24 protein-coding genes, 1 tRNA gene and 2 rRNA genes are annotated in these 23,290 nt (G+C 66.5%); 13 read left to right on the top strand and 14 right to left on the bottom strand.

What is annotated here, in order from left to right; all coding sequences use genetic code 11:
- The 3 genes from CK498_RS13145 to CK498_RS13155 all read left to right on the top strand — a co-directional run.
- Positions 1 to 207, top strand: a 23S ribosomal RNA gene (locus CK498_RS13145); the annotation flags it as partial.
- An 84-nt stretch (positions 208 to 291) separates the two neighbouring features.
- Positions 292 to 407: ribosomal RNA gene (gene rrf, locus CK498_RS13150) — 5S ribosomal RNA — on the top strand.
- A 695-nt stretch (positions 408 to 1,102) separates the two neighbouring features.
- Entirely contained in the window at positions 1,103 to 1,300 is a 198-nt protein-coding gene (locus CK498_RS13155) for a hypothetical protein (protein ID WP_095621340.1), read from the top strand.
- Positions 1,301 to 1,377: 77 nt separating this feature from the next.
- Here CK498_RS13155 and CK498_RS13160 read toward each other — a convergent pair whose 3' ends face one another.
- Positions 1,378 to 2,190 (bottom strand): Tim44 domain-containing protein, encoded by an 813-nt coding sequence (locus CK498_RS13160; protein ID WP_095621341.1) that lies wholly within the window; start codon positions 2,188 to 2,190, stop codon positions 1,378 to 1,380.
- 94 nt (positions 2,191 to 2,284) lie between these two features.
- On the opposite strand from CK498_RS13160, the gene CK498_RS13165 reads away from it, so the two are divergent.
- The gene (locus CK498_RS13165; protein WP_095621342.1) at positions 2,285 to 2,860 is read left to right on the top strand and encodes an isochorismatase family protein; all 576 of its coding nucleotides are present in this window, start codon (positions 2,285 to 2,287) and stop codon (positions 2,858 to 2,860) included.
- On the opposite strand, the gene yaaA is transcribed toward CK498_RS13165, so the two are convergent.
- Together yaaA and CK498_RS13175 are read right to left on the bottom strand one after the other, a co-directional pair.
- Complete coding sequence (gene yaaA, locus CK498_RS13170; protein ID WP_095621343.1) at positions 2,853 to 3,632, bottom strand: peroxide stress protein YaaA; 780 nt, start codon at positions 3,630 to 3,632, stop codon at positions 2,853 to 2,855. The genes CK498_RS13165 and yaaA overlap by 8 nt on opposite strands.
- A 96-nt stretch (positions 3,633 to 3,728) precedes the next feature.
- Positions 3,729 to 4,760, bottom strand: a complete 1,032-nt coding sequence (locus CK498_RS13175; RefSeq protein ID WP_095621344.1) for an NADP(H)-dependent aldo-keto reductase — start codon at positions 4,758 to 4,760, stop codon at positions 3,729 to 3,731.
- Positions 4,761 to 4,991: 231 nt separating this feature from the next.
- Here CK498_RS13175 and CK498_RS13180 point away from each other — a divergent pair, with 231 nt between their 5' ends.
- Together CK498_RS13180 and CK498_RS13185 are read left to right on the top strand one after the other, a co-directional pair.
- The gene (locus CK498_RS13180; RefSeq protein WP_095621761.1) at positions 4,992 to 5,495 is read left to right on the top strand and encodes a tetratricopeptide repeat protein; all 504 of its coding nucleotides are present in this window, start codon (positions 4,992 to 4,994) and stop codon (positions 5,493 to 5,495) included.
- A gap of 85 nt (positions 5,496 to 5,580) precedes the next feature.
- A complete protein-coding gene (locus CK498_RS13185; protein WP_095621345.1) occupies positions 5,581 to 6,105 on the top strand; it encodes a hypothetical protein in 525 nt (174 codons plus the stop codon).
- Between the two features lie 9 nt (positions 6,106 to 6,114).
- Here the strand turns inward: CK498_RS13185 and CK498_RS13190 are convergent, their stop codons facing one another.
- From CK498_RS13190 to CK498_RS13210, 6 genes are read right to left on the bottom strand one after another with little or no spacing between them, the layout of a single operon-like run.
- Positions 6,115 to 6,663: an LOG family protein gene (locus CK498_RS13190; RefSeq protein ID WP_095621346.1), complete on the bottom strand. Its 549-nt coding sequence runs from the start codon at positions 6,661 to 6,663 to the stop codon at positions 6,115 to 6,117.
- 44 nt (positions 6,664 to 6,707) lie between these two features.
- Positions 6,708 to 7,229 carry a DUF501 domain-containing protein gene (locus CK498_RS13195; RefSeq protein ID WP_095621347.1) on the bottom strand — a complete coding sequence of 174 codons (522 nt, stop codon included), beginning with the start codon at positions 7,227 to 7,229 and terminating at the stop codon, positions 6,708 to 6,710.
- A complete protein-coding gene (locus CK498_RS13200) occupies positions 7,201 to 7,527 on the bottom strand; it encodes a hypothetical protein (protein ID WP_095621348.1) in 327 nt (108 codons plus the stop codon). The genes CK498_RS13195 and CK498_RS13200 overlap by 29 nt, the downstream gene beginning before the upstream one ends.
- Positions 7,528 to 7,584: 57 nt before the next feature.
- The gene (ybaK, locus tag CK498_RS13205) at positions 7,585 to 8,052 is read right to left on the bottom strand and encodes a Cys-tRNA(Pro) deacylase (RefSeq protein ID WP_095621349.1); all 468 of its coding nucleotides are present in this window, start codon (positions 8,050 to 8,052) and stop codon (positions 7,585 to 7,587) included.
- Positions 8,049 to 8,210, bottom strand: coding sequence for a hypothetical protein (locus tag CK498_RS26185; protein ID WP_176475795.1), 162 nt, complete (start codon positions 8,208 to 8,210; stop codon positions 8,049 to 8,051). The genes ybaK and CK498_RS26185 overlap by 4 nt, the downstream gene beginning before the upstream one ends.
- A gap of 25 nt (positions 8,211 to 8,235) precedes the next feature.
- A complete protein-coding gene (locus CK498_RS13210; protein ID WP_095621350.1) occupies positions 8,236 to 8,661 on the bottom strand; it encodes a hypothetical protein in 426 nt (141 codons plus the stop codon).
- 44 nt (positions 8,662 to 8,705) lie between these two features.
- Here CK498_RS13210 and CK498_RS13215 point away from each other — a divergent pair, with 44 nt between their 5' ends.
- Positions 8,706 to 9,887 (top strand): MalY/PatB family protein, encoded by a 1,182-nt coding sequence (locus tag CK498_RS13215; RefSeq protein WP_095621351.1) that lies wholly within the window; start codon positions 8,706 to 8,708, stop codon positions 9,885 to 9,887.
- Positions 9,888 to 9,891: 4 nt separating this feature from the next.
- Here the strand turns inward: CK498_RS13215 and CK498_RS13220 are convergent, their stop codons facing one another.
- Positions 9,892 to 10,815: a thioredoxin family protein gene (locus tag CK498_RS13220; RefSeq protein WP_095621352.1), complete on the bottom strand. Its 924-nt coding sequence runs from the start codon at positions 10,813 to 10,815 to the stop codon at positions 9,892 to 9,894.
- Positions 10,816 to 10,921: 106 nt separating this feature from the next.
- Here CK498_RS13220 and CK498_RS13225 point away from each other — a divergent pair, with 106 nt between their 5' ends.
- Positions 10,922 to 11,683, top strand: coding sequence for a DUF3750 domain-containing protein (locus tag CK498_RS13225; RefSeq protein WP_095621353.1), 762 nt, complete (start codon positions 10,922 to 10,924; stop codon positions 11,681 to 11,683).
- Positions 11,684 to 11,794: 111 nt separating this feature from the next.
- On the opposite strand, the gene CK498_RS13230 is transcribed toward CK498_RS13225, so the two are convergent.
- A tRNA-Met gene (locus CK498_RS13230) sits at positions 11,795 to 11,871 on the bottom strand.
- Positions 11,872 to 12,055: 184 nt separating this feature from the next.
- On the opposite strand from CK498_RS13230, the gene phbB reads away from it, so the two are divergent.
- Positions 12,056 to 12,802, top strand: a complete 747-nt coding sequence (gene phbB, locus CK498_RS13235; RefSeq protein ID WP_095621354.1) for an acetoacetyl-CoA reductase — start codon at positions 12,056 to 12,058, stop codon at positions 12,800 to 12,802.
- Between the two features lie 78 nt (positions 12,803 to 12,880).
- On the opposite strand, the gene CK498_RS13240 is transcribed toward phbB, so the two are convergent.
- Positions 12,881 to 15,652, bottom strand: a complete 2,772-nt coding sequence (locus CK498_RS13240) for a DUF349 domain-containing protein (RefSeq protein WP_095621355.1) — start codon at positions 15,650 to 15,652, stop codon at positions 12,881 to 12,883.
- 231 nt (positions 15,653 to 15,883) lie between these two features.
- Here CK498_RS13240 and minC point away from each other — a divergent pair, with 231 nt between their 5' ends.
- The 4 genes from minC to sbcB all read left to right on the top strand — a co-directional run bounded on the left by minC (position 15,884) and on the right by sbcB (position 19,260).
- The gene (gene minC / locus CK498_RS13245) at positions 15,884 to 16,609 is read left to right on the top strand and encodes a septum site-determining protein MinC (RefSeq protein WP_095621356.1); all 726 of its coding nucleotides are present in this window, start codon (positions 15,884 to 15,886) and stop codon (positions 16,607 to 16,609) included.
- A gap of 40 nt (positions 16,610 to 16,649) precedes the next feature.
- Positions 16,650 to 17,468 (top strand): septum site-determining protein MinD, encoded by an 819-nt coding sequence (minD, locus tag CK498_RS13250; protein ID WP_095621357.1) that lies wholly within the window; start codon positions 16,650 to 16,652, stop codon positions 17,466 to 17,468.
- A complete protein-coding gene (gene minE, locus CK498_RS13255) occupies positions 17,465 to 17,716 on the top strand; it encodes a cell division topological specificity factor MinE (protein ID WP_095621358.1) in 252 nt (83 codons plus the stop codon). The genes minD and minE overlap by 4 nt, the downstream gene beginning before the upstream one ends.
- An 83-nt stretch (positions 17,717 to 17,799) precedes the next feature.
- Positions 17,800 to 19,260 carry an exodeoxyribonuclease I gene (gene sbcB / locus CK498_RS13260; RefSeq protein ID WP_095621359.1) on the top strand — a complete coding sequence of 487 codons (1,461 nt, stop codon included), beginning with the start codon at positions 17,800 to 17,802 and terminating at the stop codon, positions 19,258 to 19,260.
- Between the two features lie 74 nt (positions 19,261 to 19,334).
- Here sbcB and CK498_RS13265 read toward each other — a convergent pair whose 3' ends face one another.
- Both CK498_RS13265 and CK498_RS13270 read right to left on the bottom strand, forming a co-directional pair.
- Positions 19,335 to 22,211 carry an insulinase family protein gene (locus CK498_RS13265; RefSeq protein WP_407645854.1) on the bottom strand — a complete coding sequence of 959 codons (2,877 nt, stop codon included), beginning with the start codon at positions 22,209 to 22,211 and terminating at the stop codon, positions 19,335 to 19,337.
- A complete protein-coding gene (locus tag CK498_RS13270; RefSeq protein ID WP_095621361.1) occupies positions 22,208 to 22,897 on the bottom strand; it encodes an SOS response-associated peptidase in 690 nt (229 codons plus the stop codon). Before CK498_RS13270 ends, CK498_RS13265 begins: the two co-directional genes overlap by 4 nt.
- Positions 22,898 to 23,290: the final 393 nt, after the last annotated feature.

Here is a 23,290-nt window from a genome sequence, read left to right on the forward strand (position 1 = left end):
TCACGCCAGTGGCATTGCCGGGTAGCTATGTGCGGACAGGATAACCGCTGAAAGCATCTAAGCGGGAAGCCCCCTTCAAGATGAGACTTCCCTGAGGCTTTACGCCTCCTGAAGGGCCCAGCGAGACTAGCTGGTTGATAGGCACGGTGTGGAAGCACAGCAATGTGTTGAGCTAACGTGTACTAATGGCCCGTGAGGCTTGACCATATAACCCCAAGGGGTCTGTGGATTACGTGACAATTGACGGATGCGTTGAGACGTATCGCGTCGGCATGATTCCTCTGTTTTTCGCCTGACGACCATAGCGTGCGGGAACCACCTGATCCCATGCCGAACTCAGCAGTGAAACCGCTCAGCGCCGATGGTAGTGTGGGGTCTCCCCATGCGAGAGTAGGTCATCGTCAGGCACTTATTTCGAAGAAACCCCGAGTACGCAAGTGCTTGGGGTTTTTTCATGGGCATGGGGAAACCCCGCTCTTTATATGTGGGGCCGCTTCGCGGGCCGGCCCCTCGCCAGCTCGGGGCGTTCGACCGCCCCCGCGGCGGTGCCGCGAAGGGCTGGGCGGTCTCACCCCCATGCGAGATATGTCATCGTCAGGCACTTATTTAGAAGCCCCGATCATCATGAGATGGTCGGGGCTTCGTCGTTTGGGGGTCTCCCCATGAAGAGTAGCGGAGCGCCGCCCGCCGGATGGCCGGCCCGAACATCGTCAGGCACCTATCCCGAAAAAACCCCGAGCATCCAGTGCTTGGGGTTTTTTCATGGGCATGGGGAAACCCGCTCTTTATATGTGGGGCCGCTTCGCGGGCCGGCCCCTCGCCAGCTCGGGGCGTTCGACCGCCCTCGCGGCGGTGCCGCGAAGGGCTGGGCGGTCTCACCCCCATGCGAGATATGCCATCGTCAGGCACTTATTCAGAAGCCCCGGCCAATGGCCGGGGCTTCGTCGTTTGGGGGCTAGCTCCTTCTATTCGGTGGGGTCTTCGGCGGGCTGGATACTGCGCTGGATATTTTGCTAGTGTCGGCGACTTGCGCAATAATCGGGTAGCCTGGTTAGCGTAATGAAGATCAAGGCATACTCGATGTTCTCAGGAGGAGACAAGGATGAAGACGACGATACTGCGGAAGCTTGGACTGGCAGTGCTGATGGCCATGATCCTTGGCGGAGTTGCGGCTTGCGATGATCAAGGCCCGGCAGAGGAAGCGGGTGAAAATATCGACGACGCCATGGAAGATGCCGGGGAAGGCATGGAGGAGCTGGGCGAGAATATTCAGGAGAGCGCTGAAGACGCTCAGAACTAAGTACGTATTCTTACGTAATAGAATCATAACAAAGGCCAGGCATTACCTGGCCTTTGTCGTGACTAATACGCTGGCATTCAGTGGCCGGCGTTCTGCTCGATGCCCTGCAGGTACCAAGGGGCGCCATCGCGCAGGTCGCGCGTCAGATGCCAGGTCTCGTTGAATTCGGTCTGGGTGCCGTTCTCGTCGAGAATGCCGTGGAAGATCACCGTGGCCTCGGCTTGTCTGCCGATCTCACTCACATCACCTAGCTCGGCGAACAGGCGAATGATCTCGGTACGATTGTTGGCCGGGTGCCGGGCACGCTCCTCGCACAGCAGGTTGTATAGCTCGGGAGTCACGTACTCCTGGAGGCTGGCCAGGTCGTTGTTGTCCCAGGCCCGCTGCAGGGTCATGAAGTGCTCCTTGGCGCTGCCCAAGAAGCGCTCCTTGTCGAACCAGGCTGGCAGGTTATCGAGCCTGGCGCCTGCGCCCAGCATAGCGCCAGAGGCGACCTGGAACGCCTGAGCGTGCGCCTCGCCATGAGGAGCCGCCTGCTCGTTACCGGCCGCGGCCAGCCGACGACGCGCCAGCAGCCGGAACAGCAGGCAACCGAGCCCCGCCATCAGCAGGATATCCATCAGTCGTAGCTCGTCGAAGGCGCCGCCGAAGAACAGCGCTGCGAGCAGCCCGCCGGCCAACAGGCCGCCCATCATGCCACCGGCACGGGCCCCTGCCTGTGTGGCATTGGCGGGCTGCCCGGCCTGGGCTGGCGTCGACGCCGGGCGATCGGCAGAACGCGAGAAGCTGCCGATACTGCCACCGCCGCCCATGCGGCGCGCCTCGGCATACGCAATAGCAAGGCCGAAGCCCATCATGCCGACCAGCAGCATCACAAACAGATTGCGCATCGTACGAGGTCTCGTCATCGGTCATCGGTAGGCTTCAAGAATACCCTGTTGCGGGGCTATGCTGAATGCCCGCAGATCGAGATGAGGACGCGCAATGCGCATGGTGTTGGAGGATAGCCTGGTGATGGTGGTCGATCTGCAGGCGCGGCTGCTGCCGGTGATCGATGGCGGTGAGCAAGCGGTGACTGAGGCGGTGTGGCTGGGGCGACTGGCCACTCAACTGGAGGTGCCGGTATGGCTGACCGAGCAGTATCCGGCAGGCCTGGGGCATAGCGACCCGCGCTTGCTAGAGGCCTTGCCGCATGCGCGCTGCTGGCAGAAGTCACACTTCGGCGCATTGGATGAGCCGTCCCTGGCCGAGGCGCTGGCGGCTAGTGGGCGACGCCAGATCGTGCTATGCGGGGCCGAGGCGCATATCTGCGTGCTGCAGACAGCGCTCGGCTTGCTCGAGGCGGGCTATGCGGTGTTCTGGCTGGACGAGGCCACCGTCAGTCGCCGTCGCGATGAGGCGCGATTGGCCAGGCAGCGCGCCGTGCAGGCGGGAGCGGTGGCGGTGAGTGCCGACATGGTCGCCTACGAGTGGCTGAAGCGCTGCGACGATGCGCGTTTCAAGGATATCCACCGTCGTTTGTTGCGCGAACGCGCGGTGCGCCCGTTGGCCTTCAGCTAGCGCCCTCCTCGCGGGTGAAGACCAAGGTGCCGCCCTCCGACATCGCCGGGTGATAGCGATAGCCGGCGACATCGAACTCCTTGAGGTCGGCGGCGTGGTTGAGGCGCTGGCGAATGATCCAGGCGCTCATCAGGCCGCGGGCCTTCTTGGCGTAGAAGCTGATGATCTTGTACTGGCCGTTTTTGGCATCCTTGAATACCGGGGTGATGACCTCGGCATCGAGTGCCTTGGCGTCGATGGCCTTGAAATACTCGTTGGAGGCCAGGTTGACCAACACCTTGCTGCCGCTGCGGGCGATGGCCCGGTCTAGCTCGCGGGTCAGGATCGGCTTCCAGAACGCATACAGGTCCTTGCCGGCGTTGTTGGGCAGACGGGTGCCCATCTCCAGCCGATAGGGCTGGATCAGGTCGAGTGGCTTGAGCAGGCCGTAGAGGCCGGAGAGGATCCGCAGGTGTTCCTGGGCGAAGGCGTTGTCCTCCTCGCTGAACCGGTCTGCCTCCAGCCCCACGTAGACGTCGCCCTGGAAGGCCTGGGCAGCCTGCTTGGCGTTGTCGAGATCGAACGGCGGCTGCCACTCGGCAAAACGCGCGGCGTTGAGGCCGGCCAGCTTGTCACTGATGCCCATCAGTTCCGAGAGCCGCTGTGGAGAGTAGTCGCGCAGGATGTCGATCAGCTGCTGGCTGTGGTCGAGGTAGTCCGGCAGGCTGTGGGTCGTGGTCGAGGGCGAGGTCTCGAAATCGAGTGTCTTGGCGGGGGATATCACGCTCAGCATGGGGCGCTCCTTGTAACCCGGGAATGTGGCTGCCGCCAGTATATCAAGCCCACCCGGTGGGCGCGGCTATCGAGGCGATAGGCCGCGCCCTGGACGTCAGGGGCAGGGGGTGGGCAGGCGGCGGTGTACCGCCTCGATGGCTTCGAGCACTTCCTGGTCGAGCCTCAGCGACTCACTGGCCAGGTTGGACTCGAGCTGCTCCATGTTGGTGGCGCCAATAATGTTGCTGGTCAGGAAGGGTCGTGAATTGACGTAGGCGAGCGCCATCTGCGCCGGGTCGAGGCCGTGCTCGCGAGCGATCTGCACGTAGGCACGGGTGGCCTCCTCGGCGACCTCGGAGGTGTAGCGCTTGAAGCGTTCAAAGAGCGTCAGGCGGCCCTTGGGCGGGCGGGCGCCGTCGAGGTACTTGCCCGACAGCACGCCGAAGCCCAGCGGCGAATAGGCGAGCAGGCCAACGCCTTCACGGTGAGCGATTTCGGCCAGGCCCACCTCGAAGCTGCGATTGAGCAGGTTGTAGGGGTTCTGCACGCTGGCGACGCGGGGCACGTCGAGAGTCTCGGCCAGTCGCAGGCAGCGCATCACCCCCCAGGGCGTCTCGTTGGAGAGGCCGATGGCGCGCACCTTGCCGGCCTCGACCAGCTCCTTTAGTGCGGCCAGGGTCTCCTCCAGCGCAATGGCGTCCTCTTCGTCGTCGTGCACGTAGCCGAGGCGGCCGAAGTAGTTGGTGGTGCGATCCGGCCAGTGCAGCTGGTAGAGGTCGACATAGTCGGTCTGCAACCGGGACAGGCTGGCGTCGATGGCCTTGTGAATATGTGAGCGGGACATACGTGGGCCGCCGCGGATATGGTCGAGTCCGGGCCCCGCCGCCTTGGTGGCGATGATCACATCGTCGCGGGCGCCGCGGCGCTTGAGCCAGCTGCCAATATAGGCCTCGGTACGGCCCTGGGTGTCGGCCTTGGGTGGCACCGGGTACATCTCGGCGGTATCGATGAAGTTAATACCGAACGCCACGGCGCGGTCGAGCTGCTCATGGGCTTCGGCCTCGCTGTTCTGCTCGCCGAAGGTCATGGTGCCAAGGCACAGCCGGCTGACGTCGATACCGGTATCGCCAAGGGGTCGAATCTGCATTCGTCACTCCAGATCGGGGAAAGAACGGAACGGGTGCCAGAGGCATGGTAGCGGGGGGCTACCAAAGCGGCAAATGTCGGGGGGTTGAGTCGCCTGTGCAGGGGGCGTATGCTTGCGACCCCGTTGGCCCGGCGGAGCCCGGATAGCCAGTCGTTTAGAGAGTCGATGATCAGGTACAGGGTAGTGCCGCCGAGATCATTGCACCGGTCACAGGATTCAAGGTTGTTTGCCATGCCGCAGGCATCTTCACTGTTCACCCGTCTCGAGTACCGTCTGGCGGAACAGCTGTTTCATACTCGTTGGCTGCCGCGCTCGCCGCGTACCCAGCGCCTGACCATGCACCTCTTCCAGCGCTGTGCCGAAGCCGGCCATACTGCTGCGCTGTCGGTCTATGGGCATATGCTGTTTCATCGTGGTGTCAGTCCCCAGGACAAGGCCAAGGGGGCGCGCTATGTACTGCAGGCCGCCCACAGTGGCGACGAGCGTGCCCAGTATCAGGCCGGGGCGATCTACGAGCACGGCTGCGCCCAATACCCGCGCCGCGACGATCATGCGGTGACCTGGTATGCACGTGCCGGTGAAGCCGGTCATGCGCTGGCGGCGGCGCGCTTGGCCGATGCCTACCGTCATGGGCAGTTGGGCCTGGCCGTGGACTGCCAGCGCGCCGAATACTGGCAGCGACTGGCCGACCAGCATGCCGGCCTCGACATGCCTCAAGCGGCCACCTGCCACTAGTCGACCGCGGCGCGCTAAGCCCTTACCCTATAGGCCTGATCGAGCATTCGATCGGGCCTATGCGCTTTCAGAGGATGCCTACCACGTGGCCTTGCCTACCCTGCTGGATATCGAAGCGTCCGGATTCGGACGCGGTAGCTACCCGATCGAGGTGGGCCTGGCGCGGCCGGATGGTTCGTGCTGCGCCTTCCTTATCCAGCCGCTGGCCGAGTGGACCCACTGGGATCCCAAGGCCGAGCTGCTGCACGGCATCTCGCGCAACCGCCTGGCTCGCGAGGGGCATCCGGTGATCGAGGTGGCGCGCTGGCTCAACGACGAGCTCGCCGAGCTGGGGGTGGCCTACAGCGATAGCTGGGGCTATGACAACACTTGGCTATCGCTGCTGTTCCACCATGCGGGCATGCTGCCGCGTTTCCGTCTCGAGGCGCTGCGCCGTCTGCTGTGCGACGAGCAGCTAGCACTGTGGCAGGCCACCAAGGAAACCCTGATCCGCGAACGCGACATTCAGCGCCACCGCGCTGGGGAGGATGCTCGGCTGCTGCAGCTGACCTATGCCCGCACCCGGGCGCTGGTCGATGCCAAGGCGGCGCATCGTCGCCGCGGGCTGTGAGCGTCGCTCTCAGCCGATCAGGCGTGACTCGAGGTGGGCCAGCAGCGCGGCGGGCGTCTCGGCCGAGAGCAGGTTGGCGCGGGTTTCGGGATTGAGGAAACCGTGGGCCACGGTGCTGTCGAGAAAGCCCAGCAGCGGGGCGTAGAAGCCGCCTGTGTCGAGCACGCCGATCGGCTTGTCGTGCAGGCCGAGATACTGCCAGGTCCAGGCCTCGAACAGCTCTTCAAGGGTGCCGATGCCGCCGGGCAGTGCGATGAAGGCGTCGGCGCGAGCCGCCATGCTGGCCTTGCGTTCATGCATGTTGGCCACGCGAATCAGCTCAGTGAGACCGTGGTGCGCCTGCTCACGCTCGACCAGGTGGTGCGGCATCACGCCGATGACCTCGCCGCCCTTGGCCATGGCGGCATCCGCCAGTGCCCCCATCAGGCCGATGCGTGCGCCGCCGTAGACCAGACGATGACCGCGCCGGGCGATCTCGGCACCCAGAGCTTCGGTGGCAGCGCGAAAGTATGGCTCGCGACCCTCGCGTGAGCCGAGATAGACACAGATATTGGCCATGACGCCCTCCTTGAATGGCCCTCTATCCTAGCATCGTCGTGGTCTCAGGGCAGGCAGTCGGCGATGCCATATTCGGCGTCCAGCCACTGGCCGATCACGTTGTGTCCGCACAGATGATGCGCGTATTGGGTGTGCAGGCAGCGCACCTGATCCCAGTTGGCGATACCGCCGATACCGCGTTCACGAAGCAGCGCCGCATAGCCGAGTCGCTCGGCCTCGGCCTGCTGCTCGGTGGGCATGTGCTGCCAGCGCTGGGCGACGTAGTCGCGATGGCTGTCGTGGTAGGCGGCGAGAAACGCCGGATCCTCCTGCAGGCGTGCCTCCAACGACTTGATCACCCCGGCGGCCTCGATATGCGAAATCTCGACCTTGAGGCGCTCGGAGCTGAGCCAATAGAGGGTCGGGAAGGGCTTGCCATCGATGATCGACGCCATCCTCAGCACCAGCGGCGTGCCCTCGACGTCGGTAGCCGCCAGGGCCTGGATGCCACGTGGCATGCGGCCCAGCTGTTGGGTGATGGTCGTCAACTGGCGTTCATCAGGCATCGTGTCGGGGTGGAGCACCATCGTCGGGATCTCGCAGGAATTTGTTCGAGCGGCCCACGGCGCGAAAGAATGCCTGGTTGAGCTGCACCGGGGTCGCCACGTAGCGCCACTGGCGCTCGCAGTACTCGGCGGCGCGGGCCATCAGCACGTCGTAGAGACGATTGAACGGGGCATCATAATCGTAGGGATCGGCCCCGAACAAGCGGATGTGCGGGTAGTCGGCGAAGCGCTCCATGAAGTAGCGCTCCAGGTCGGCTTCCACCGCACGGTGCTGGGCGGTGTTGTCGGGGTCCAGCCAGAGATTGTAGCGGATCACCATGGAGCTCCCTGAGCAAGGGCGTGGCATTGAGACAGCATCGCCTGGCGTTCGGCTCGATTAGCGCGCCAGCGGGGCGAGCTTGGCGTCGGTCAGGGCGATCAGGTCGGCACTGGCCAGGGCGATCTCCAGGCCACGGCGCCCGCCGCTGACATGCACCGGGTCGCGCCCCTCGATGCTGGCGTCGATAAAGGTCGCCAGGCGCTTCTTCTGCCCCAGTGGGCTGATGCCGCCGAGCACATAGCCGGTGGCACGCTCGGCGTCGCTGGGCTCGGCCATGGCGGCCTTGCGCGCGCCGGCGGTTCGCGCCAGGGCCTTGAGGTCGAGCTGGGCATCGACCGGCACCATGGCCACCACCAGGCGGCCATCGTCGAGCTGCGCCAGCAACGTCTTGAACACACTCTGCGGGGCCAGGCCGAGCGCCTCGACGGCCTCCAGGCCATAGGCCGGCGCACGTGGATCGTGGGGGTAGTCGAGCACCTGGTGGGATACCTTGGCGCGTTTCAGCGCCTTGATCGCCGGCGTCATGGGCAAGCCTCCCGGCTCAGCCGCTGCGATCCGCCCAGGCCGTTGCGGTGGACACAGGCCAGCAGACCCGCGCTACGCGCGCTGACCGGCACGGTGATGGGGGAGAGGCCCAGAGAGACGACGCGCTTGGCCAACTGCCAGCTCAGCGAGACATCCATGCTAGCTCCTCGTACAAATGGCAGATTATATCAGGCGCAGCCGCTGATGATCGTGCCAGGCTGCGGGCAATGCCTCGGCCAGCGGCTCGGCGAGGTGCGCCGGCAGCGCCGCCTGGGCATCGGCGAGCGACTCGAAATGGCGCAGTCGCAGCCAGCAGTAAGCCCAGGCGCAGGCCTCGAATTCGTCGCGGGGTAGCGGCTTGGCCGGCATCTGCAGCAGCAGGAAGGTCGCGGCGCGGGCCGCCCACAACGGCGGCGTGGCATCGCCGCTCCAGGCGCCGAGGGTGGCGCCATCGGGCGTCTCCTCGGGTTCGCCGAGCTTGGCCACCCGGGCGGTGTCGGCGAGAATCATCGCCAGGCGGTCGGGGTCGGCCTGGCCCAGCAGCAGCCAGTGGCCGACCAGCTTTGAGGCGCCGCGCATGGCCTTGGCATAGAAGGGGCTTTCAGGCATGTTCAAAGACGATTCCTTGGCTGAGCGGTGAATGGAGGCACATCATGCAATTCGATTTTGCCACGCCGGTGGCGCGTCGGCATCCGCCCGGCGGGCGCCTGGAACACCCCGAGTGGCCGTCGCAGAAGTGGCACCGCTACGGCGACGATGTGCTGCCGCTGTGGGTCGCCGACATGGACTTCGTCTCGCCGCCGGCGGTGCTCGAGTCGCTACAGGCGCGGGTCGCCCACGGCGTATTCGGCTATGGCCTGGTGCCCGACAGCCTGCGCCGCACGCTGTGCGACTGGAGTGCCAAGCACTACGACTGGCCGATCGAGCCACACTGGCAGCTATGGCTGCCCGGCGTGGTCCCGGCGCTGCACCTGGCCAGTATGGCACTTACCGAGCCCGGTGACGGGGTCCTCACGGTGACGCCGATCTACCCGCCGTTCCTCAAGGTCGCCGAGCGCACCGGACGGGTGGCGCAGCAGGCGCCGCTGGCCGAACCGACGGCGCCTGGTGAGCCCTGGCGGCTAGACCTCGAGGCACTGGAGGCGGCGATCAGTGCTGACACGCGGCTGCTGCTATGGTGCCAGCCGCACAATCCCACCGGTCGCGTCTGGCAGCAGCAGGAACTGGCCGGGCTTGCCGCGCTGGTCGAGAAACACGACCTGCTGGTGGTCTCCGACGAGCTGCACTGCGACCTGTTGCTCGATGAGGGCGCCAGGCACCGGCCGCTGGCGGCCGCCTTCCCGGCGCTGGCGGCGCGCATTATCACCCTGTGGGCGCCCTCCAAGACCTTCAACCTGGCCGGCCTGACCTGCGCCTGTGCGGTGATTCCCGAGCCCGAACTGCGGCGGCGCTTCGCCGAGCAGATGAAAGGGCTGCAGTCGGATCCCAACGTGCTCGGGCTGGTCGCCGCCGAAGCGGCCTACGCCGAGGGTGACGCGTGGCGCCAGGCGCTGCTCGAGGTGCTGCGCGGACACCGCCAGCGGCTGGCCGAGCGAGTGGCGACCTGGCCGGGAGTGCACATGCACCCACCGCAATCGACCTACCTGGCCTGGCTCGACATGCGCCATGCCGGCCTCGGCGACTGCCCCCAGCAGACCCTGCTGCGCGACACCGGGGTGGCGCTCTCCGACGGCACCGACTTCGGCTGGCCGGGCTTCGTGCGGCTCAACTTCGGCACCACCGACGCGCAGCTCGAGACGGCGTTAGCTCGACTCGATGCCCGGCTGCGTCAATAGCCACTCAGTACATCATGGCGAACAGGCGGCGGCGATAGGTGACCGTCAGCGGGTGGTTGGCGCCCAGCGCATCGAAGACCCGCAGCAGGGTCTTGCGGGCCAGGTCGTCGCCATAGGCGCGATCGCGCTGCATCAATTTAAGCAGTCCCTCTAGGCCGGTCTCGTAGTCGCCGTCGGCGACCCTGCGCAGGGCGCGCAGGTAGTTCGCCTCGCTGTCGTCGCGGCCCTCCAGGGCAGCCAGCTGTTCGGCGCTGGGCGCTTCTTCGCCGAACTCCAGGCGCGCTCGTACGCCGCGCGCCTTGGGGGCATCGCGGTCCTCCGGGGCGAGACCGTCGAGGATGGCGCGTGCGCGGTCGGGATTGCCCTCGGCGAGCAGGGCGCCGGCCAGGTCGATACGGTAATCGACGTGATCGGGGTGCGCCTGCGATAACTGCTCGAAGATGCCGCGTGCCGTGGCGGGATCGCCAGCGTCCAAGGCCGCCTGGGCCTGCTCCTCGGGGCTCTGCGGTGCATCCTCCGGCGGCTGGATGTACTTTGCCAGCCACTCGCGGATCTGTTTCTCGGGCAGCGCGCCCTGGAACTCATCGTACAGCTGGCCCTGCATGATCAGCTTGACGTCGGGTACCGAACGGATGCCCAACTGGGCGGCGATCTGCTGATGCTCCTCGATATTGAGCTTGGCGAGGATGAAAGCACCGTTGTACTCCACCGCCAGCTTTTCGAGGATCGGCATCAGGTTCTTGCACGGCTCGCACCAGGGCGCCCAGCAGTCGAGCAGCACCGGGGTCTGCATCGACCCTTCCAGCACTACCTGCTGGAAGTTACTCATGTCGATGTCGACAATGACGTCGGCCGGTGCGGCAGCATTGGCCTCGGCGGAGTCGGGACTGGTCAGCGGCTGACCGCTGTTGGGATCGACGATAGGCATACAATATGACCTTGAAGCAGGCGGATTTACACGCAAGATGCGGGCCGCGGCGGCGGGATTCAAGCCCCGCGCGGGTATTTGCTCGCCAGGCTGGGAGAAACACACGATGAAAATCGTACTGCGCAGCATGGGAGTCGTGCTGTTGGTGGTAGCCCTGCTGCTGGCCGGCCCGCTGTGGATGCTGGCCAGCGGTGAGGTCCCGCTGGGGCGTCACTGGTCGGCGGCGGAGCGTACGCCGGCCGGATTGGCGCCGGAGTCCTCCGGCACGCCGGTGGTACAGGTCTATGCCGCGCGCGCTTTCGGCTGGCGCGGCGCCTTCGGCGTACATACCTGGATCGCCACCCGCGCCGAGGGCGAGGAGGACTTTCGCCTGCATCACGTGCTGAGCTGGCGCCGGCCCACGGTGGTGTCCGGGGTCGATACCCCGGATCGCGCCTGGTTCGGCAATCCGCCGACGCTGCTGGCCGACTATCGCGGCGAAGCGGCGGCGGTGCTGGTACCGCTGATCGACGCGGCCATCGCCGACTACCCGGAGCCCGGTCGCTACCGCGCCTGGCCGGGGCCCAACAGCAACTCCTTCGTGGCCTGGGTAATGCGCGAGGTGCCGGGCTTCGAGGTGGCGCTGCCGGTGACCGCGGTCGGCCGCGACTACTTGTTCGGCGAGTGGTGGGCGCCCACCACCAGCGGCAGCGGCTACCAACTGGCGCTGGGCGGGCTGTTCGGGGTCAGCGTTGCACGTGTCGAAGGCCTCGAGATCACCCTGCTTGGGCTGACCTTCGGCATCGACCCGTTGCGCCCGGCGCTCAAGCTGCCCGGCATCGGCCGGCTTGGCATGGCGCCGACAGTGGCCGGGCATCTCGACGAGTGAGGTGAGCAGCCAGTAGCGGGGCCCGCCGACCTTGAAACCAAAGCGAACCGATGACCGGTCATCGGGCATGAAAAAAGCCAACTCCCTAAGGAATTGGCTTCTTTCTATGTTTGGTAGCGGGGACCGGATTTGAACCGATGACCTTCGGGTTATGAGCCCGACGAGCTACCAGACTGCTCCACCCCGCATCAACGTGAGGCGTATTCTACAGAATTCTTGCGCTGCGTCAAGGGTTGGTTAAACGCTCGTGCAGAGCGCCGAGGAGCAGCCATACTGGGTGGTAGGTGCCAGGCAGTGGCGCCTACCACTCGAGACTGGACGCATTGAGCCGCGCCGCCGTCGTTGCGGTGTCGGTATCAGGGAGAACCGCATATGACCAACTCAGCACCTGTTGCCTGGGTCACCGGTGGTACCGGCGGCATCGGTACCGCTATCTGCCAGGCCTTGGCCAAGGCGGGCTATCAGGTAGTGGCGGGCTATAACAATCCCGACAAGGCCAAGAACTGGCTGGAAAGCCAGCGCGCCGACGGCTATGACAATATCGCGCTATCAGGCGCCAATCTGGTGGACTACGAGGCCTGTGAGGCCGGCGCGAAGGAGATTCGCGATACTTACGGGCCAGTCAGCGTGCTGGTCAACTGTGCCGGCATCACCCGCGACACCACCATGAAGAAGATGAGCCCGGAGCAGTGGCACGAGGTGATCGATTGTAACCTCAATAGCGTCTTCAACACCTGCCGCTGCGTGATCAACGACATGCTTGAGGAGGGCTATGGACGCATCATCAATATCTCGTCGATCAACGGTCGCAAGGGCCAGTTCGGCCAGGTCAACTACTCGGCAGCCAAGGCCGGGATGCATGGCTTGACCATGGCGCTGGCGCAGGAGACGGCGACCAAGGGCATCACCGTCAACACCCTGTCGCCTGGCTATATCGCCACCGACATGATCATGAAGATTCCCGAGAAGGTGCGCGAGGCGATCCGTGAGGCGATCCCCGTGAAACGCTACGGGACGCCCGAGGAGGTCGCCCACGCGGTGGTGTTCCTAGCCGACAAGCAGGCCGGCTATATCACCGGCGCTAATCTGGACATCAACGGTGGCCAGTTCATGGGGTGAGCGCTGTACGCCAGTGCGCGGCATCGTGATCGTTGGTGCCGCTTGGGAACGCGAGGCTGCGGCCTCGCGTTCCGCGTTTCAGGGCGGTGGCAGGCGTAGTAGCTGAGTAAAGATGGCATCCAGTTCCTGAGCCTCGCGCTGCCATAGCTCGCTGGGCACCGGCCCGGTAGCGAATAGCTCGCGCAACACCTCGTGGAGCTCCTCGGCCTTGCTCAGCTCTCGGCCGAGCCCTTCGTTGAGGCGCTCGACCTGAATCGCCAGACGCAGCGGGTCGTCCTGCTGGCCAACGCGGCTGCCGGCCAGCAGCGCCAGGTGTACCCGCAGTCGCGCCAGCGACTCCTCGACCTCGGCCTGCGGCGGTGGTTCGCGGCGCCGCGCGTTGCGCAGCCGATGGGCGCTGAGCAGGTCGCCGCCGAGGCTGTCATCGGCCTCGACGTCGCCGGCCGGCTGGCCGCTCAGCACGGTGGCGTCGGCCGCCAGATGGGCGTTAAGCAGCGGCTGCAGGGCGCGCCAGCGGCTGACCTCCTCGCACACAGCCAGGCGCGCCAGGCGTTCGCGGCGCGCACGCACGATGCCCGACCAGCGTCGCCGCATGCCGTCGCTGCGGCGCCCGGCGGGCAGCGGCTCGAGGGCCTCGGCCTCGACGATGGCGGCGTCCAGGATGGTGGTGTCCTCGAGCGTTGCCGGCTGCCAGCCGTCGAGGCGGTCGATCAATGCCTGCATGGCGTCGAGCTGCTGGCGAGCACGCTCGGTACGGTCGTTACGCTCCGCCTCGCGGTTAGCGAAGATGCGGTCGCAGATGCCGCGGAACTCCCGCCACAGTGCCTGTTCCTCGCCCTTGGGGGCGCGGCCCAGATCTCGCCAGCGCTGCTGCAGACGTTTGGCCTGCTCGGCGCGGTGGTGGCTGGGCTGGTCACTGTCGAGCAGGGCCTGGGCGGCGTCGGTCAGTTCGCGTTTGGCGGCGGCAATGGCCTGAGCGCGCTGGTCGATCAGCGCCTGCAGGCCGTGACGCACGCGGCCGAAGCGGCGTCCGACGGCTTCGGCACGCTCACGCGGTACCGGTGAGTAGCGCCGCCACTGCTCGCGGGCGCGGTCGCGAATGTCGCGCAGCGCGTCGGGGTCGGCTTCGGGGTCGGGCTTGTCGAGCAGCGCTTCGAGCTGTTCGCAGAGCGCTTCGCGGGCCTCGAGGTTGCGCTGGCGCTCGGCGTCGAGCGCCGCGCGCCACGCTGCCAGGCGCTGATGAATGCGATCCGAACAGGCGCGAAAATGAGTCGACAGCTCGCGATCGGCGGCGGCATCGCCGAGCGAGGCCCACTCCTTGACCAACTGACGGTGGCGGCGGTCCAGGGCGGCATCGCTGAGCTGGGTATCCTCGGCCAGCTCGGCAATCGCCTGGCACAGCTGGTCGCGTTTGGGGCCGGCAACGAAGCCGCGCCAGTCGCGCAGTTCGGCGAGCTGGGCGCCGAGCCGCTTGAGCGTCGGCTGATGGCGGCGGCGGTGCTCTTCGGGCAATTGATCGAGGCGCTGGCGAAGTCGCTGATGCAGGCGGCTGGCGCTCTTGAAGGCGCCACGCTCGAGCAGCACGCCGAGCTCGTCGACGTCGCGCTGGAACTGGCTCGGGTCGGGCATGCTGTGGGCTGTCGGCTGCTGTTCGGCGCTGCGCCGGGCACGCGCCAGCAGTGTGGTGGGGGGCAGGTCGTCGGGCCAGGCGCAGGCCGTCAGCAAGGCCTGCAGCGCCTCACGGTCGCAGGCGGTCAGGGCCTGGTCGAACTCGGCGGCACGAGCCCGGAAGCGCTCCCAGGCATGGCCGATGCGGTCGTACTCCGCGAGGGCGCGGTCGTAGCGTTGGCGCAGCGTGTCGTCGGGGGCATGATGGTCCGACAACGCCTGCCAGCGGGTCGCCAGCAGGCGCTTCTGGGCGCGCAGGCTGTCGATGTCCTGGGCGGCCAGATGCTCGCTGCGGCGCAAGCTTTCGAGGGTCTCTTCCAGGGCCTCGAGCAGCCCTTCGCGGGTCTGGTCGGCATCTTCACGACGCTGGTCGAAGGCGGCATGCACGTGCTGCTGGGCGTCGTGGTCGGTAAGGGTCTTGCGGCACAGCAGGCAGGCGTCGTGGTAGCGCCGCTCCTGCTCGGCGCTGGGCAAGTCCTTGAGTGCCTCCCACTCGCGCTGCAGGTGGCGGTAGCGCCCGGCATAGAGCGGCTCCCAGGCGTGATGGCCGTGCTGCTCCAGGGCGCTGAGGATACGCTCGCGCTCGGCTTCGGCGGCGGTCTGCTGAGCGGCATCGGCACGCAGGGCATTGAGCCGTTCGCGGGCCAGCCGGGCGACCTGCTTGTCGCGACGCGCCTGGCGGACGAGCTGCTGTAGGCCGGCTTCGCTGCTCACCCTGACAGCGGCGGCGTGGCGTACGGCGGCGATGCCGTTCTCGCAGGCCTGGGCAATCAGCGCGGCTTCGTCGTCGTCGCGCAGAGCGGCCACGGCGGCCAGGCGCAGCTGCTGGTTGTCGCCATGCAGGGCAACCTCCTGGATCAGGCTCTGGTCGCCAAGTTTTGCGACCCAGGCCACGCGGTCGTCCAGCGGCGTGCTGCCCGCCGCGCCGACCAGCAGTGCGGCGAGGCGTGCGCGCAGCTCGGGGCTGGGGTGAGTGTCGACCAGTGCCAGCAGCGTGTCGATGGACTCGAAGCGGGCCAGCGCGGCCTGGCGGACCCGCGCATCGGCATCGCCGGCGAGGTGTACAAGGGCGGCATGGCCTTCGTCCTGGGCGGGATCGAGCTGGCCGGCGGCCTGCCGGCGACGCTCGGCATCCGGGTGCTGCCAGCGCGGCGCGAACAGCTGACGAAACCAACCTGACATGAAGCTTCCTGGCATGACGCGGCATATCCTTGTGAAAGGCGGGATATTGTTGTTCTCTGCAAATCCCCAACCTGTTATCTAAGCATGTGATGCGGCAGCGGAAAAGGCCTTGGCGCGAGTGCTGTTGCCGACTGGAGACACTGACAAGCCGCGCGGCTGGTCTTATGATCAGTTGCAGGGGCGGCGCCCCTCGCTTAGCTTTACTGTCATCATCCGACTTGGAGTCCGGCCATGAGCCTGAACGTGGACAGGGCCAGCACAGCCTTTACTTTCAAGGGCGGCATGCTGCCCATGACGGTCATGGAACTGACCAGTGCCGATCCCGAGCGTATCCGAGAGCAGCTGGCCGGCAAGCTCAGCCAGTCACCGGCATTCTTCCAGCACACGCCGGTGGTGCTCAGTGTCGAGAAGCTCGATGAGCCACACCTGGCGCTGGAACGCATCTGCGCGGTGTGTCGAGCCCATAAGCTGCTGCCAGTGGCGGTGCGCGGTGGCGCCGACCCGGTCAAGCAGTCGGCCTGGGCGCTGGGGCTCGGCTGGTTTCCGCCCCAGGAGATCAAGCCGCGCAACCTGGAAAGCGTCGCCGCACCCGCCCCGGAAACCCCGGCGGAGAGCGTGCAGCCGGCCGGTGGCGGGCGCATTCACCGTGGCACGGTACGCTCGGGGCAGCAGCTTACCGCCCCCGACGGCGACCTGGTGGTCATCGGCGCGGTCAATGCCGGTGCCGAAGTGCTGGCAGCAGGTAACGTGCACGTATACGGGGCGCTGCGCGGCCGTGCCCTGGCCGGCATCCATGGCGATGCCCAGGCCGGCATCTTCTGCCGCGAGCTGCACGCCGAGCTGCTCTCGGTGGCCGGTAACTACAAACGTCTGGAAGACATCGACCCGCGACTGCTGGGCAGCGCGGTGCAGGTCCGTCTCAGCGACGACCAGCTGGCCATCGCCGGGCTGACGTGAGCGTGACGACGACACCCCTCATAGCAACAGGAAGCTTATCTTGGCCAAGATTATCGTAGTGACCTCCGGCAAGGGTGGGGTCGGCAAGACTACCAGCGCAGCAGCCATCGCCACCGGGCTGGCGCTGCGCGGCAACAAGACCGTCGTGATCGATTTCGACGTGGGCCTGCGTAACCTCGACCTGATCATGGGCTGCGAGCGGCGTGTGGTCTACGACCTGGTCAATGTGATCCAGGGCGAGGCGGGGCTGAACCAGGCGCTGATCCGCGACAAGCGGGTCGACAACCTGCACATCCTGCCGGCCTCCCAGACCCGCGACAAGGATGCCCTGACCAGCGAAGGCGTGGAGAAAGTGCTCGAAAGCCTGTCGGAGGACTTCGATTACATCCTCTGCGACTCGCCGGCAGGGATCGAGCGCGGCGCACAGCTGGCGATGTATTTTGCCGACGAAGCGGTGGTGGTGACCAATCCCGAGGTCTCCTCGGTGCGCGACTCCGACCGTATCCTCGGGCTGCTGGCGTCGAAGACCCGTCGTGCCGAGCGCAACCAGGATCCGATCAAGGAGCATCTGCTGATCACCCGCTACAACCCGGCGCGGGTCGACCACGGCGATATGCTCAACCTCGAGGACATTCGCGAGATCCTGGCCATCGACCTGATCGGCCTGATCCCCGAATCCGAGGCCGTGCTGCGCGCCTCCAACCAGGGCATCCCGGTCACCCACGACGCCAACAGCGATGCCGGTCAGGCCTACACCGACACGGTCTCGCGGCTGCTCGGCGAGGACGTCCCGCTGCGTTTTCATGAGTACCAGAAGAAGAGTCTGCTGAGCCGGGTATTCGGAGGAGGTCGCCGATGAAACTACTGGATTTTCTCAGAGGCGAGCGCAAGAAGAGTGCGTCCGTGGCCAAGGAGCGCCTGCAGATCATCGTCGCTCACCAGCGCGGCCAGCGCGATCAGCCGGACTATATGCCGATGCTGGAGCGTGAGCTGTTGGAGGTGATTCGGCGTTACGTCAAGGTCGAGCAGGATGCCATCAGTATCAGCCTCGACCGCGACGACGACTGCTCGGTGCTCGAACTCAACGTCACCCTGCCGCGCAGCTGAGCCAACCGCCGGGGTGGCTGAGCGCGGCCCCGGCGATGTGCTAGGCTAGGTGCCCGGCCCGCTGAAGAGAGACGACTATCCCCATGGCGCAGTCCCCTGCCGCGCCGCAGAGTTTTCTGTGGCACGATTATGAGACCTTCGGCGCCGATCCGCGGCGTGACCGTCCCTCCCAGTTTGCTGCCATCCGCACCGATGCCGAGTTCAACGAGATCGGCGAGCCGCTGATGTGGTACTGCAAGCCGGCCGACGACTACCTACCGCACCCCCAGGCCTGCCTGATCACCGGCATCACGCCGCAGCAGGCGCGCCGCCGCGGCATGCCCGAGGCAGAGTTCGCCGGCCATATTAATGCGGCGATGAGCGAGCCCGGCACCTGCGCACTGGGCTACAACAGCCTGCGCTTCGACGACGAAGTCAGCCGTCACCTGTTCTACCGCAATTTCCTCGATCCCTATGCCCGCGAGTGGCAGAACGGCAACTCGCGCTGGGACCTGATCGACGCCGTGCGTGCCTTCCACGCCCTGCGTCCCGAGGGTATCGAATGGCCGCGGCGTGAAGACGGCGCGCCGAGCTTCAAGCTCGAGCACCTCACCGTGGCTAACGGCATCGAACACGCTGGCGCCCATGATGCCCTGGCCGACGTGCGCGCCACGATCGCCATGGCGCGGCTGCTCAAGACGCGTAATCCGCAGCTGTTCGACTACCTGCTGAAACTGCGCAGCAAGCGCGAGGTGGCCAAGCTGCTGGATATCCCCTCGCGCAAGCCGATGCTTCACGTCTCGCGACGCTACCCGGCGAGCCGCGGCTGCAGCGCGCTGATAATGCCGCTGGCCGAGCACCCCACCAACCCCAACGGGGTGATCGTCTACGACCTCGGTGATGATCCGGCGCCACTGTTTTCGCTGTCGCCGGAGGAGATTCGCGCGCGGGTCTTCGTTGGTGCCGACGAGCTGGCCGAGGGCGAGACGCGCATCCCGCTCAAGGTGATCCATATCAACAAGAGCCCGGTGCTCCTGCCGATCAAGGCGGTGACCCCGGACGTCGCCACACGACTGTCCCTCGACCGTGCGCGCTGTGAGCAGCACTGGCAGGCGCTGTGCGCCAACCCCGAGGCGGCACGCAAGGCCGCCGCGGTGTTCGCCGAGCCGCCCCCCGAAGGGCCCCAGGATCCTGATCTGATGCTCTACTCCGGCGGGTTCTTCTCGCCGGCGGACCGCCAGCAGATGCAGCGGGTACGCGACACCGATCCCTGGGAGTTGGTCGAGACCGCCTTCGCCTTCCAGGACCCGCGCCTCGAGGAGATGCTGTTTCGCTTTCGTGCGCGCAGCTATCCCGACACCCTGTCCAGCGAGGAGCAGGCGCGCTGGGAGGAGTTCCGCTGGGCGCGCATGAACGATGCCAGCCTGGGGGGCCTGACCCTGGCCGGCTTCGCGCGCGAGATCGAGCGCCTCAATCAGGTGGCGCTGGACGACCACGAGCGGCAGGTGCTCGAGGAGCTGGTGATGCACGTCGAGTCAATCGTGCCGCCCCAGGCCTTCGGCTGACGCGAGTCGTCGATAGCCCAAGCGACCGCGCCCGGCCAAACTTGGCCGGGCGCGGTGCGTTCAGGGGGCGCCGATCAGTCGTCGGGCAGCGGCAGCGGTTCCAACTCCTCGCTGGCATTGGCCACGTCGCTGGCCTCGTCGCCGGGGTCGAAGGTCACGTCGACCACCGCCTCGCGGCGCAGGCTCGGCCAGACCTCGCGCAGCTCGTCGGCGGAGACCTCCATGACCCGTGCGGCGAGGCGCTCGCGGCGGTCGAAGTCGGTATCGCCGTAGGCCAGCGCCTGCCACTGGCGGTTGGTCAGGGCGCCGAGCGAGGTATCGCGGGTCAGCAGGCGGTCGCGTACCGACTGGCGATAGGCGGCGATGTCGTCGTCCTCGAGCGTCTCCAGGCGCGTCTCGAAGTCGTCGAGGAAGGCATCGATGCGCTCGCCGATGGTCGCGCTGTCGGTCTCCGGGGACTGCACCACCAGCGCCACGCCGGGGGCGTCGAGCAGCGGCGAGTAGCCGGCGTTGACGATATAGCCGAGCTGCTCCTCGGTGCGCAGCCGGGTGTAGAAGGGCGTATCGATGAGCTGGGCAATCACCGCCAGGCGGGCCTGGCTGTCGAGGCTGCGGTCGTGGCCCTGAAGGTAGCGCAGCACCAGCGACTCCTGGCGCTCGGTGTCGGGATGCAGCGGTGCCAGCTGGCTAGCGCGCAGCGGTTCGAGGCGCGGGATATCGCTCTCGCCGAGTTGCGGACGCAGCGCATCGGCGACCATCCGTGCCTCGCGCTCGGCGAGTTCGGCGGGCAGGTTGCCGACCACCATGGCTTCGATACGCAGCTCGTCGAGGAACCGGCGACGGAAGTCGCGCAGGTCGTCGGCCTCGAGCTCACGCACCGCCTCGAGTAGCGCTGAGGTCGACCACTGGGGACGAATCAGCGCCTCGCCTAGGGTCCGGTAGGCCTGCTGGTGCAGTGCCGCCTGCGGCGCGTTACGCCACTCGCGCTCGAGGCGGTAGCGTACCCGTTCGACGCCGGCATCGCTGATTTCTCCCTCGATCAGCTGCGACAACGCCTGGCGCATCAGCAGCTCCTGGCGGTCGCGCCAGCCCGAGAACGACAGCGTCATGCCGCGCGAGTGGGCGTAGGACTCGAAGCGCTGGCCGGCCAGCCGCGCCGGGTAGAAGGCCTCGTTGAGGCTGTCGTCGAGCCAGCCGGCCAGCAGCCGGGTCAGCGCAGCGTCCCGCGCACTGCGCGTGGCCTGGGGGTGCTGCAAGCTGAAGCGCCACTCGACCTTGGGCGTGTTGAAGCCGGCATGGGCCTGGTACCACAGCGAGAAGCTGTTGCCCTCGATCAGCGGGTAGGGCACGTCGTCCTGCTCCTCGAGCAGAGTCAGGTCCTCGGCGATGAAGGGGTTGGGGTCGGGCAGCGCCAGCCCCGATAGCGGCTCGGCTTCCGCCCACTCGGCCGGCTGCTCGACCCGGTAGGGGGCATCGAACCACGGTGAGATTTCCTCACCCTCCACGTCGGGACCGCTGTAAATGCGCAGCAGGTTGTCCGGGCGCAGCGCCGCGAGGTACTCGCTGATGCGCTCGGCGTCGAAAGCGTCCATACGGTAGGCGGCGTAGTGTACGTCCTCGCGGGGGTAGTAGGCCAGATTCATGGCCAGGCGCATGGCACTCTGCAGCGGTGCACCGTGCTGCTGGAAGGTGAACTGCTGCTCGGCGAGGCTGGCCTGCTCGTCGTAGCGCCACTCCTCCAGGCCCTTCTCGTCGATCAGCGCAATGGCCTCGAACAGGCTGGCCTGGATGGTGTCGAGGGCTTCTGCCCCACTGGGGGTGAGGCTGACCGTCACCGTGAACAGCGCCTGATTGCCGTCGCCGCGGCTGACGCCGGCGGACAGGCCGTCGGCCAGGCCGGCCTCGCGTAGCGTCGCCAGCAGGCTGCCGTCGCCCTCGTGGCCGAGCAGGTTGGCCAGGAAGTCGGCGGGCTTGGTGCGGTACTCGTCGCGGGGGTCGTCGATGGCGAACTGGAAGCGCATTTCGCGACTGTCGCGCAGGCTCTGGACCTCGAGAGCCTGGGGCAGGCTGTCGTCGAGTACCAGCGGTTCGTCGATGGTCGGCGGCTCGAGGCCGCGATCGGCGATTTCGACGAAGCGCTCCTGGACCAGCCCTTCCAGCTCATCGAGGGGCTGCGGGCCGACCAGCGCCAGGTTCATGACGTTGGCGTCGTAATACTGCTCGTAGAATTCGATGACCCGCTCGCGCAGGCTCGGCTCTCCCTCGGGACGGTCGGCAAGTGTCTCGCGACTGCCCACCGCGAAGCGCGTGGTGGGGTTGTCGGGGTTGAGACGCTGGTTGACCACGTCGAGTTGGCGGCGGCCTTCGTCACGCAGTCGCGCCTGATACTCGGAGTGTACGATGCTGCGCTCGCTGGCCAGCTGGTCGGCGTTGAACAGCGGCGAGATGAAGAACTGGCTGAAGCGGTCGAGGGCGCCGGGCAGCGCCTCGGGCTCGATATCGAAGAAGTAGTTGGTATCGCTGGGCGCGGTGAAGGCGTTGTGGTTGCCACCGTGGCGCGAGATGTAGCTCTGGTAGGCATCGGCCTCGGGGAACGGCTCGGTGCCCAGGAACAGCATGTGCTCGAGGAAGTGGGCGAGGCCGGCGAGGTCGTCGGGATCCTGGGCGCTGCCCACGCTGACGTTCATCGAGGCGGCGGCCTTGTCGGCCTCCGGGTCGCTGACCAGCAGCACGCTGAGGCCGTTGTCGAGCGCCAGGGTGCGGTAGTCGCGGGTGTCGTGGGGGCTCATGTGCGGGGTGTCGACCTCGGCAATGCCTGTGTCGTCGGCGTGCAGCGGGGAGACGAACCAGGTGAGCAGCACGGCGCCGAGCAGGCTAGCCGTCAGTGGGGGCAGCAGGCGCAGCGCGTTGGCGCCGAGCGAGCCGGGAAAAGAGGACGAAAGGCGCATCATGTCTCCTGTGCGGTGGTCCAGCGATGCATGGGGCCGGTGGGGTGAGCACAGGCCCAGTCCTGATGTGAAGGATCATTGACTCGTCTTGATACCGGAAAAGCGCCCAACAGTTCCATCTCTGCCGGGATTAGCAATGCCCGGACTTCTTCCAGTGGGGTAGCCGGGTCGAGCCAGCGGCGCGCGCTGGCCGGTGCGATCACCGCCGGCAGCCGATCGCTGAGCGGCGCCAGCAGTGCGTTACTGGGCACGGTGATCAGCGCGCAGGAGTCGTGATGCTCGGTCAGGGCGGTGTGGAAGCGACACCACAGGCCGGCCAGCAGCAGTGGCTGGCGCTCGCAGTGGGTGACCAGGAAAGGCTGCTTCATGCGCGGCTGGGGCTTCCATACGTAGATACCGCTGACCGGCACCAGGCAGCGCCGTGCGGCAAAGGCGTCGCGGAACATCGCGCGGGCGTCGAGCGATTCGGCACGCGCGCAGTGGGGGGCGTGGTCGAGGACCTTGAGCCATGGCGGGGTCAGTCCCCAGAAGGCGTTGCTCAGGCGCGGGCCGCCGGCGGCATGATGCAGCATCGACAGCGCACGGCGCGGGGCCAGATTGGGGTTGGCGAGCAGCTCGCCGTGCTGCTCGACCCCACCCAGCAGCCGCTCGAGGTCGAGCGTCGGGGCAATATAGAGGCGACCGGCCATGCGCGCTCCTGTTCAGTGGCGAGGCGACAGGGTAACCAACTCGGGCAGTGCGCGAAAGCGGCGCTGGGCTTTGTCCGAAAAGTGTCTGCGCTTGGCCATACGGCGTTAAAAATCAGCTCAAAGTACTCATTTACACCCCCGTAAACTCCGCTTTGGACTCGCGACATCCTTGTCGCTCGCTCTGCGAGCAGCGGAGCTGCCCAACTCGTCAATCCTGACGATTTGTCTCTGATTTTGCTTTGCGACCCACATGGATGTGGGGAGTGCGTTGGCCCGTCGGGAACGGGCCTAGCCCTGACCTTCGCTCGCCGATTTTCAGACGAAGCCCAGTCATACTGAGCTTGCGTTTGCCGCAGGTATCGATATGCTGTCCGGAAACACTGTTCGCATAGT

The organism is Halomonas salipaludis (assembly GCF_002286975.1).
GTDB classification, from domain to species: domain Bacteria; phylum Pseudomonadota; class Gammaproteobacteria; order Pseudomonadales; family Halomonadaceae; genus Franzmannia; species Franzmannia salipaludis.